Here is an 11,357-nt window from a genome sequence, read left to right as displayed (position 1 = left end):
ACAAGAAGGACATTACCAAGACAAACTACCTTTTTGAATTGTCTGTCTTGGCAAGGTTCTGCCTGTTCTGGCAGATTGCTTCGTCGCTATAAATTATTACTATAATCATAGTTTTGTCACGCTCCTCGCAATGACGGGCCTTTTTTTATTGCTATTTTTGCACCTCATGAAAGCAAAAATTGCAGTTGGTATTTCGGGTGGTGTTGACTCAAGTGTCGCAGCCTGGCTGTTAAAAGAACAGGGGTATGATGTTTTCGGCATGTTCATGATCAACTGGCATGATACAACAGGTACGCTGGCCGGTGATTGTCCCTGGAACGATGACCTGATCTTTGCGCAGCTCGTTGCCCGCAAGCTTGATATACCTCTCATCACTGTTGATTTCAGTGAAGAATACAGGAAGAGGGTGGTTGATTATATGTTCAACGAATACCAGAGGGGACACACACCGAATCCCGATGTATTATGTAACCGTGAAGTTAAGTTCGACCTTTTCATTAAAGCGGCCCTTGAAAACGGTGCCGACCTTGTAGCTACTGGTCATTACTGCAGAAAAGACGAAACAGTAGTGGATGGACAACCCGTTTACCGGCTGTTGAAGGGACTCGATCCGAATAAGGACCAGAGCTATTTCTTATGCCAGTTGTCACAGGAACAACTAAGTCGTGCTGTTTTTCCCATCGGGGGACTTTTAAAACAGGAGGTTAGGGATATTGCCCGTCAACAGGGCCTTGCAACCGCCGAAAGAAAAGATTCCCAGGGAATTTGTTTTGTAGGTAAAGTGGATCTTCCCGAATTCCTGAAACAAAAACTGAAATCACGGAATGGTTTGATCATTGAAATACCCGGAAATCGTGCGGAGTATGATGATTATTCAAAAGCCCACAGGGAGTGGCTCCGCTTACAGGAACATCCTGAAACACTTACAGGAGCCTTTCATTATGAGGTGAAGGACGGACTGGTTGCCGGTGAACATGAAGGGGCTCATTTCTACACAATAGGACAGCGTAAAGGTTTAAATATCGGTGGCAAAGCAGAGCCGGTGTTTGTAATCGATACGGATACTGAAAGTAATACGCTTTATGTTGGCATGGGACATGAGCATCCCGGGTTAAACCGGTGGGGATTGTTTGTACCTGCCGGTGAAATTCACTGGATACGGCGTGATCTTGCCATGAAACCGGGTGAAATAAGAAAACAGCTCACACGGGTCAGGTACCGTCAGCCCTTGCAGGATTCTACGTTATATATGAAGGAAGAGGGACTGCACATTATTTTTGATAAAAGGCAGCGGGGCATAACCTCCGGCCAGTTCGCGGCATGGTATGACGGGGATGAACTGGTGGGGTCGGGGGTAATTGACTAGTTTTGAGGTTCCTGCTGGCTCAAACAGTGCCAGCTTCCTAATCCCCAGATAATTTCAACAGAGTCGAGAGCAATAACCGGCCTGTCTTTAATACAGTCCTCAAGAAGGTAAACCGCTTTATCATCCTGTTTGCACCGGTATACCGGGAGCATTACGCCTGCGTTGGCAATATAAAAGTTGGCATAGGAAACAGGGAGCCGCTGATCCTGGTAATACATAGGTTCAGGCATCGGAATTTCAACGATATTCAATTGCTTTCCGTTTGACAGCCTGCATTTTGTAAGTTGTTTCAGGTTTTCTTTTAACGGTAAATAATTGGCATCGGATTTATTAGCCTCTACCATTGTAATGACGGTATCTTCATTCACAAACCTCGTAAGATCGTCAATATGCCCGTCGGTGTCATCGCCGTCAATTCCGTCGCCAAGCCATATCACGTGGTCAGCGCCATAATAATCGAGAAGATATTTCTCAATCTGTTCCTGGTTCAGTTCCGGGTTACGGTTCGGATTCAGCAGGCACGATGTAGTTGTGAGAATGGTACCTTTTCCGTTGAAATCAACCGATCCGCCTTCCATCACAATCCCCGGGTAAAAAACAGGCAGATTCAGCAAACCTGCTATGCGATCAGGTATTTGGTTATCAAGCTCAGCCGGGTATTTGCCACCCCAGCCGTTGTAATTCCAGCTCACAATGGCTTTGGGTTGATCCGAAGAAGGACTGATAACGAACGCGGGACCATGATCCCTGCACCAGGCATCGTTTGTAGGATGCAGGTGCAGCCTGATGTTGTCCATCCGGGTTTCAATTTTCAACAGCTCTTCCTGAACCCTTTTCATCATTTCACCATCGACCACATTGATGTTAACCGTTTCGCCCCTGGCAAGCTCTTTAATAAAACGATTATAATAGGGGAATATCGTATGAATTTTTCCGGGCCATGAAGCTTCATTGTGCGGATAGCTTAACCAGGTGGATGCATGTTTTATCCATTCAGCCGGAAAACGGTATCCCGATTCCCTGGGAGTTTTCAAATTCTTGGATGACACGTCAGGATTTTAAATAGCGGTTAATGAGAGGGTTGTATGTATCAATCCTTCGATCGCGCATGAAAGGCCAGTGAACCCTGTAGAAATCCGATTCTGAAAGATCAATTTCGACAACATGGGTATCTTCGGTATCATGAGGTCCCTGGTAAATCACAGAACCGAACGGATTCGCAACGAAAGATCCGCCCCAGAATTGCATTTCCTTTTCAAAACCACAGCGGTTAACGGCTACAACATGCACCCCGTTGGCAATGGCATGTGACCGCTGTATGGTTTGCCAGGCCTGGTACTGTTCTTCATTTACGCCAGTAGTCTGCGAAGTAGCCCAGCCAATGGCAGTAGGATAAAAAAGTATTTGTGCGCCCATCAGGCTGGTGATCCTGGCGGCTTCCGGATACCATTGATCCCAGCAAACCAGCACACCGATTCTGCCGTAACGGGTAGGAAACACCTTGTAACCTGTATCCCCGGGTGAAAAATAAAACTTTTCATAATAACCCGGATCATCAGGAATATGGCTTTTCCTGTATTTGCCAAGGTATGAACCATCGGCATCAATAACAGCAGCGGTATTGAAGTATACACCTGCATCGAGTTTTTCAAATAAAGAGGCTACTATAACCACGTTGAGTTCCTTTGCCAGTTCCTGGAATTTTGTAGTGGTAGGTCCCGGGATGATCTCGGCATAGTTGAAATTCTGGTAGTCTTCTGTATCACAGAAATAACGGGTCATGAACAGTTCCTGAAGGCACACAATATTTGCACCACTTCTTGCTGCGGTCGTTATCCCCTGGATTGCCCTGTCGAGGTTGACATTTACATCTTCGGCACAGCTGTGTTGCACAAGTCCTATTTTTATCCGTTGTTCCTGCATGTTCAGCATATGAATTTTAGCAAGCAAAAATACAATAATTTGCAGGAATTAGCCGGTTGGAAACTTCCTTTGGAATATTCGGGAATTTTTGTTACTTTAAAAGTATATCCCTAAAGCCTTTAATCCATGAAAATCACCCTATTTTCAAGGCTCATGATTTCTGTGTTGCCTGGATTCCTTCTTCTTTCGGCAGACATTTCACTCCAGGCCCAGTTGCCACATCTCAGTTTCAAACATATTGGTGTTCAGGATGGTCTTTCGACCGATGATATAAGACGTATTTTTCAGGACAAGGATGGGTTTATGTGGTTCGGCGGTGAAGCCGGTACTGACAGGTATGATGGAAAAGATTTTTATAATTATTTCAGGTTCATCAAGGATACTACCATGCGCTACCTTCAGAGTACAACCGGTATAACCGAAGATGTTGCAGGTAATATGTGGTTTTTAAATGACAGCAGTGGTGTGGTTGTCGTTAATAAGATCACTGAACTTACAGTAAGGTTTAAGAACAAACCGGGAAATCCCGGTAGTTTAAGCAGTAACAGGGTCAGGTTTATTTACCGCGATTCACATGGTAATATTTGGATTACGACATCCAATGCAGGTTTGAATTTATATAATCCTAAGGACAGTACATTTATCCATTTTCAACATATCAAGGGGGACAGTTCCTCACCGGGATCGAATAACCTGGCATGCATTGCCGAAGACCCATCCGGAAAACTCTGGATTTCATCGCCCCACGGCCTTCTTATAAAGTTTGATCCATTAACAGGAAAGTCTGAAAACATACAGATTATTCCTGATCTCGGATTTACATATGAGCCTGTGGTTTATCCTGTTCTTCATATTGACCGTCAAAAACGAATCTGGTACAGTCATTTACAGAGTTTGTATTTATATGATCCCCTGACATCAAAAGTTAAAGAAATACCGGTTTTGACTGCGAAAAAAGAATTTTACCGTTTTGACTGCATAACATCCATTCTTGATCTTTCAGAAAATGCTCTTCTTATTACCACTTTAAATGACGGGTTCTATCTGTTAGATACAAATAGTGGCCGAACAATACACTATAATTACAATCCGGGTAACCCCTTCGGAATTTGCAGCAACCATCTGTTAGGTTCATTCAGGTCTGCTGATAGTGTGATCTGGATACCAAGTTCTGATAACGGAGTGAGTATCTACAGCAAGGCAGCACTGCGTTTTTCAAGGATACTTAATATCGTTTCAGATGAATATCTTGTTGAAGCCTCATATCCTGTTTACTCCATATTTAAAATGCATGACGGGAAAATTCTTGCCGGTACTGAGAATAACGGCCTTTATTTGTTTAATCCCATTACACGTTCAATGGAACGATTTCTTCCGGAAATCGGCAATACTACAGTATTTGATTTGTTTGAGCATGAAGGAAAAATATGGATAGCCACATGGCTTAATGGTCTATACGTTTATGATATCAGGAGTGGTAAAGTGGAGCGATTGAAAAGTCTTCCCGGCCTTTCCGGTTCTGATTCATATCCTGATGCCGTGCGGACTTTTGTTGACAGCCGGAATCGATTTTGGTTCGGCAGCATGAGCCGCGGTTTGGTGATGTATAACAGTAAAAACAAAATAAGCAGAAGATTTGCATTTGATGCGTCAAAACACGATGGATTATGGAGCAATTTAGTTTTTAAAATTATTGAAGATAAGCAGGGCATAATCTGGATAGCAACTGCTTCAGGACTGAACCGCTATAATGAGAAAACTGAAACACTCGACAGGATAGGATTTACGACTGACCCCTTACAATCATCTATGGCAGTTTATGATATTTATGATGACTCTAACGGGAATTTATGGTTAGGCACAGAAAAAGCATTGTTTAAATATAACAGGGAAACCAATAAATCAATCCAGTTTTACTCGGAAGTGAACGGTAATTTGCGAACCATTCTCCAAATTACCCCGGATAAAAACAATGTCTTTTGGTTAGGCACAAATGCCGGAATTCTGAGCTTTGATTTGAAATCTGAGAAATTTCGCGACTACTCGGTAAGTGATGACATAAGGTATATTGCTTGCAATCCGAATTCAGGTGCTGTAACCGATGATCAGATTATTTACATTGGAAGCTCCAAGGGTCTGATCCGGTTTGAACCCGAAAACATAAGCGATGACACTTTATCACCCAAAGTTGTAATTACCGGAATTACAGTGAATAGCATACCTTTGAGGAATTCTGAATTCTTTTCATCCAATAAACCGGTAATTAAACTCTCCTACAAACAAAATAACATTGGGTTTGCTTTTGCGGCCCTTCATTATGTAAATTCAGAAGGCAACCAGTTTAAATATATGCTGAAAGGCTATGATAAGGATTGGATAAAGTCGGGCAACGTAAACAAAGCAAATTATCAGAATCTTCCTCCGGGCAATTATACTTTCAGGGTGATTGCTTCAAACAGCCATGGATATTGGAATTTAATTGGCAGAGAAATACAGGTACAAATAAAAACACCGCTTTGGCACTCGTGGTTGTTCAGGGTATTATTCGCTATGATTTTATTGGCTGCAGCTTTAATCATTTACTATGGAAGAGTTAGAAACCTGAAAAAGAACCAGTTGTTTCTGGAGAAAACAGTTAAAGAAAGAACAAAGGAATTATTCGATGCCAATACCATGCTGAAAGACCAGCATAACAAGTTAATACAGCAGCATGAGGAAATTGCAGCTCAGAATGAACAATTATCTCAAATGAGCGCAGAAATATTGAAACAGAATAAGGAGTTGGAAGACCACAGGCAGAACCTTGAAAACCTTATTGCCCAAAGAACAGGTGAACTCGAAGTAGCCTTTCGAAAGGCGGAAGAATCCGACAGGCTTAAATCGGCTTTCCTTGCCAACATGTCGCATGAGATCCGTACTCCGATGAATGCCATCGTGGGATTTGCCAATCTTCTGAAAGAAAAAAATCTGAATGAAGATGAAAAAACAGAATTCATCGATATCATCAATTCCAATTCGGAAACACTTCTTGTTCTTATAGATGATATTCTCGATTTATCCCTTATAGAGGCAAATCAACTGGTAATAAGAAAAGAGGATTTCAATCTGAATGAAGTACTTGATCATTTGTATTCTTCATTTTCTCTTATGAACCGGAACCGTGATGTGAATATCAGGTTGAACAACGAGTTGCATGAGCTGAATATTTTATTGTTTTCTGACCGGGTAAGAATAACCCAGATTCTTACAAACCTGCTGAGTAACGCCTGCAAATTTACATCCAAAGGATTTGTCGAACTTGGTGCCGTTCGTAAAGATGAACAGCTTATGATCTATGTGCAGGATTCAGGTATCGGAATTAAACAGGGTGAACAGCACCTTGTATTTGAGAGGTTCAGAAAAAGTATGGAACAAAGTGACACACTTTACAGGGGAACAGGTTTAGGACTTGCCATTTGTAAAGCTATGTCGGGATTGCTCGGGGCAACCATTTCTATGGAATCAGAATTGAACGTGGGTTCTACTTTCTTCCTCATGATCCCATGGGAGAAGGTTTCCTTTGCCAGTATTCCGAAAAAGTCATTACAACCAACCAAACATAAGGCTAAAAAAGGCGAAAAAGAAATCCTTATTGTAGAAGATGAGAAAGCCAATTACCTGTATGCAAAGAAAATGCTGAACAGGATGAATGTAAATGTACATTGGGCTGAAAACGGACTTGACGCTGTTAAACTGGCTGCCTCAGGAATTAAGTATGATATAATACTGATGGATATCAAAATGCCGGTATTGGACGGTTATGAAGCCACAAAAAAGGTAAAGGCGGCCAATCCCAGGCAGACAGTCATTGCCATAACAGCTTACGCACGGCCTGAGGACCGGCTTCATTTCATGAATGCAGGATTTGATGATTATATTTCAAAGCCGATCAAGCCCAATGATTTTATGGCTGTAATCAGCAGGTACTTGTAAAGCTTATCGTTTACCGAGATACTCGCTGATATTCTCAACGATCCGGCTTAAAAGCCTTTCTCGTGATTCAATGCTTGCCCATGCAATGTGGGGTGTAAAGACCAACCGTTCAGGAAATCGTATTTGAAACAGTGGGTTATCCGCATCAGGAGGCTCTTTGGATAGAACATCCAATGCGGCTCCGGCGATCAGTTCTTCATCAAGCGCCGATGCCAGGTCAAGTTCATTCACTATGCCTCCTCTGCCGGCATTGATAAGAATAGCCGAGCTCTTCATTTTCCGAAGCTCCTCATACGTGATGAGGTCTTTTGTCGATTCATTCAACGGACAGTGAACCGAAACGATATCGCTTTCAGTAAGCAGTTCGCTTAGTTTTACGTGGGTATACCCGGTATTGAGATTTTTTCCGCTTGTGGAATAATAAATTACACGGGCGCCAAACGCACTGGCAACATCTGCAATTCTTTTACCGATTGTTCCCAAACCGATTATACCATAGGTTTTGCCGGCAAGTTCATTAAAAGGCCTTCCATGGTGGGTAAACAGGTCGCCCCGGGAATATTGCCCCGATTTTACGTAATTGTCGTAATACGGCAAGTGTTCCATCAGGTAAAAAAGAAGCGAAAAAGTATGCTGAACCACACTCTGAGTGGAATAGCCGGCAACATTTCTGACAATAATTCCCTTTGATTCCGCACAGGCCAAATCCACATTGTTCATCCCTGTGGCGGCAACGCATATCAACCGGAGATCGGGGCAGGCGTCCATCACTGTTTTATCAATCACCACTTTATTAGTGATGACAATTTCCCTGCCCGAAATGCGCTCTATGCGCTTATCCATGGGAGTTACAGGATAAACGGCTAGATTCCCCAGTTTAGTCAGGGGATAAAAGCTCATTTCACCCAGGGTATATGCATCCAGAAGGACGATTCCGGGCCGCAACATATCATTAGGTTTTATAATTCCAGAATGATCTGGTTCTTCAGGAGATCATCAAGAGTTTCTCTTTCCCTCACCAGGTAATCCTTTCCTTCATGAATGAGAACTTCAGGAGGTCTTAAGCGGGAATTGTAATTTGATGCCATAGTAAAGCAATAAGCACCGGCATTCAGAAAGGCGAGATAATCACCTTCACGGATTTCATTCATTTTCCGGTTCCAGCCGAATGTATCGGTTTCACATATATAGCCAACTACCGTATATATTCTGAGTTTCCCTTTCGGATTCGAAACATTGATGATCTGGTGATAGGCATCGTAAAACATAGGCCTTATAAGGTGATTCAAGCCGGTATCCACACCTGCAAAAACAGTGGACAAAGTTTGCTTAACCACATTAACCCGTGCAAAAAATAAACCTGCTTCACTTACAAGGAACTTTCCGGGTTCGAAAATCAGGGTCAGGTCCTTGCCATATTCCTTGCAGAACTTTTTAAACCGTTTGCTGAGTTCTTTTCCCAGGTTTTCCAAATCGGTGAAATAATCATCAGGCTTGTACTGTACTTTGAAACCGCTTCCGAAGTCAATGTATTCAAGGCCCGGAAAACTTTTGGCCACGTCAAACATAATTTCGGCAGCCCTCAGGAAAACTTCAACATCCAGAATATCCGAACCCGTGTGCAGGTGAAGACCTTCGACCCTGATGTTGGTGGCTTCCACCACCCGGTGAACATGAGGCATCTGGTATGTGGAAATACCGAATTTAGAATCAATATGTCCGGTTGATATTTTCTGGTTTCCGCCTGCGAAAATATGCGGATTGATCCGGATACATACCGGAACTTTATTTCCGTAAATATTTCCGAATTGCTCCAGGATGGAAATATTGTCGATGTTGATCCGCACACCGAGTTTCACCCCTTCTGAAATTTCCTCGATTGATACACAGTTGGGTGTAAAAATAATGTCCTGCGGAGCAAAACCGGCTTTCAGCCCCAGTTGCACTTCCTGTATGGAAACAGCATCAAGGCCGCTGCCCGTATTTTTAAAAAACCTCAATACATTTATATTATTCAGGGCTTTGCAGGCAAAGTTTACCTTTACTTTTATTTCGCGAAAAGCATGAAGCAGTTTATCATACTGCAGCTTCATTTTAGCTGTGTCGTACACATAAACGGGAGATCCGTATTTTTCAACAAGATCAACGGCGTCTACACCGCTGATCTGGTACCTGTTATGAATGAGTTTCATGTTATTTCTTCTTGCCGGTTTTGGGCTGAGGTTTTGCACCCGGTTTACGCTGCTGCTGTTGTTTGGTCATTTCTTCAAGCCGTTGCTGCCATTTCGATTTTTTGACCGGTTTGGCTTTTCGCTCTTCTATTTTTCGCAGGATCTCCTTCTCATCCACAAATTGCTTGAAAATATAATTCTGGCCAATAGTAATTACGTTGGCAAGGAAATAATAATAGGTCAAACCGGCTGAGAAATTGTTCAGCATAAACATGAACATAACCGGCATCACATACATCATGGTCTTCATTCCCGGCATTTGCTGCGAAGAAGAAGTGTCGCTCATCTTAATCTGGAGAATGGTTGAAACGGTCATCAGCACTGTAAACAAGCTGATATGATTTCCGAATATATTACTGATGATAGGAATTGTCTGATGCCATGTGATGAACGCATCGTAGGTTGAAAGGTCCTTTGCCCATAAAAATCCTTCCTGGCGCAACTCGATTGAGGTGGGGAAGAACCGGAACATGGCAAACAATATGGGGAATTGGAGCAATGTGGGCAAACAGCCGCCAAGCGGACTGATACCGGCCTTTTTATACAAAGCCATTGTGGCCTGTTGTTTTTCAACTTCCTTACCCTTCGGATATTTTTCGTTTATCTCATCCATCATGGGTTTCAGAACCTTCATCCTGGCCTGTGACAAATAAGATTTGTAAGTTAAAGGAAGCAGGAGTACCTTAATTATAATGGTGAGTAACAGGATGATGATACCGAAATTGCCGATGAATTTGCTCAGCCAGTCGAACACCGGTATGATAAGCCACTGGTTAATAGCGCGTATGATATTACGCCCTAATGAAACCAGGTCTTCAAGTTTCCGGTCGTGATACTGTTTCAATAACTTGAATTTGTTGGGTCCGAAGTAAAATTGCAGGTTGATATTTTCATTATCCAGTCGCTGGAAAGGAATGCCGAGTTCAGCCCTGAAATCTTTAAGGTAATTATCGGCTTCGGGAAGATTGGTAGATTTAAGGTATGCATTGGAAAAGGCCGTCGGAGCTAAAATCACTGATGAGAAAAACTGGCTTTTAAAAGCTACCCATTCAATTTGTGTGGGAATATTTTCTTCAGCAATTTGCTTGCTCTGCTTGGGTTTGAAAAACTCAACATCTTCCTTATAATGTTTATAATATAACGAAGTATACTGATTTTCATTTTTCTTCAGCTGTTCATGCTGTGGTATATAAACTTCCCAGCTAAAATCAAGAGATGACGGGTCGCGTGTACCAATGTCCTTCATACCTGAAAGGCTTATCCCGAAATCAACCATGTAGCTGCCGGGTTGAAGAGCATAATGGTATTCAATATAGCGATCATTGCTTACAGCAAGTCGCATAGCGATGCTGTCAGCACCTTCCTTTAACGCAGTTGTGGAATCAGTGGGTTTAAAGTAAAGATCGTTAGTATGGATATCCCTTTTATTATCATAAAAACTCAATCCAAATTGGGTGGAGTCACCGCTGAATAGTACAACAGGATTACCATTAAACTTTTTATATTTTTTCAGTTCCACAGAATAGGGCCTGCCTCCTCTTGAAGAGACAACGAGTTTTATTACATCGTTTTCAATTGTATAAAACTCATTCTTACCTGTTGCTGAAGCAGCAAATTGACCGAGTTCCGCAGACAATTGTTTTGTATTCACTGAATCAATTGTCGAGTCTTTTTGTGCGAATGCCTGTGCCGTTTTAATCGAATCCTCAATCCTTAAGGCCTTTTGTTGTTCTCTTACAAGGGAATCTTCATATTTTCGGCGCTTTTCAAGCTCCTTTTTGTTGGGAGATTGTATAACCCCCCACACAACAAGAATAGCGGCGATAATAAGAATACCAAAAATTGAATTTTTATCCATGTGTTAC

General features: G+C 42.3%; 7 protein-coding genes. 2 read left to right on the top strand and 5 right to left on the bottom strand.

Going from position 1 to position 11,357, the window contains the following annotated elements:
• The first annotated feature begins 166 nt into the window (after positions 1 to 166).
• On the top strand, positions 167 to 1,366 hold the full coding sequence (gene mnmA, locus VK179_00715) for a tRNA 2-thiouridine(34) synthase MnmA (GenBank protein HLO57239.1): 1,200 nt from the start codon (positions 167 to 169) through the stop codon (positions 1,364 to 1,366).
• Here the strand turns inward: mnmA and VK179_00710 are convergent.
• Positions 1,363 to 2,415 carry an agmatine deiminase family protein gene (locus VK179_00710; GenBank protein ID HLO57238.1) on the bottom strand — a complete coding sequence of 351 codons (1,053 nt, stop codon included), beginning with the start codon at positions 2,413 to 2,415 and terminating at the stop codon, positions 1,363 to 1,365. The genes mnmA and VK179_00710 overlap by 4 nt on opposite strands.
• Position 2,416: 1 nt before the next feature.
• Positions 2,417 to 3,316 (bottom strand): carbon-nitrogen hydrolase, encoded by a 900-nt coding sequence (locus tag VK179_00705; protein ID HLO57237.1) that lies wholly within the window; start codon positions 3,314 to 3,316, stop codon positions 2,417 to 2,419.
• Between the two features lie 99 nt (positions 3,317 to 3,415).
• Here VK179_00705 and VK179_00700 point away from each other — a divergent pair, with 99 nt between their 5' ends.
• Positions 3,416 to 7,261, top strand: coding sequence for a two-component regulator propeller domain-containing protein (locus tag VK179_00700; protein ID HLO57236.1), 3,846 nt, complete (start codon positions 3,416 to 3,418; stop codon positions 7,259 to 7,261).
• 3 nt (positions 7,262 to 7,264) lie between these two features.
• On the opposite strand, the gene VK179_00695 is transcribed toward VK179_00700, so the two are convergent.
• From VK179_00695 to yidC, 3 genes are read right to left on the bottom strand one after another with little or no spacing between them, the layout of a single operon-like run.
• Entirely contained in the window at positions 7,265 to 8,209 is a 945-nt protein-coding gene (locus VK179_00695; protein ID HLO57235.1) for a D-2-hydroxyacid dehydrogenase, read from the bottom strand.
• A gap of 11 nt (positions 8,210 to 8,220) precedes the next feature.
• Positions 8,221 to 9,453, bottom strand: a complete 1,233-nt coding sequence (gene lysA, locus VK179_00690) for a diaminopimelate decarboxylase (protein HLO57234.1) — start codon at positions 9,451 to 9,453, stop codon at positions 8,221 to 8,223.
• A 1-nt stretch (position 9,454) separates the two neighbouring features.
• A complete protein-coding gene (gene yidC / locus VK179_00685; protein ID HLO57233.1) occupies positions 9,455 to 11,350 on the bottom strand; it encodes a membrane protein insertase YidC in 1,896 nt (631 codons plus the stop codon).
• Positions 11,351 to 11,357: the final 7 nt, after the last annotated feature.

The sequence above is a fragment of the Bacteroidales bacterium genome (assembly GCA_035299085.1).
Classification (GTDB): domain Bacteria; phylum Bacteroidota; class Bacteroidia; order Bacteroidales; family UBA10428; genus UBA5072.
This window is presented reverse-complemented; position numbering and strand designations above follow the sequence as displayed.

Excerpts from the sequence above, each read along its gene's own strand:
- mnmA (HLO57239.1), top strand. The coding sequence starts at position 167 with ATGAAAGCAAAAATTGCAGTTGGTATTTCGGGTGGTGTTGACTCAAGT.
- VK179_00700 (HLO57236.1), top strand. The coding sequence starts at position 3,416 with ATGAAAATCACCCTATTTTCAAGGCTCATGATTTCTGTGTTGCCTGGA.
- VK179_00695 (HLO57235.1), bottom strand. The coding sequence starts at position 8,209 with ATGTTGCGGCCCGGAATCGTCCTTCTGGATGCATATACCCTGGGTGAA.
- lysA (HLO57234.1), bottom strand. The coding sequence starts at position 9,453 with ATGAAACTCATTCATAACAGGTACCAGATCAGCGGTGTAGACGCCGTT.
- yidC (HLO57233.1), bottom strand. The coding sequence starts at position 11,350 with ATGGATAAAAATTCAATTTTTGGTATTCTTATTATCGCCGCTATTCTT.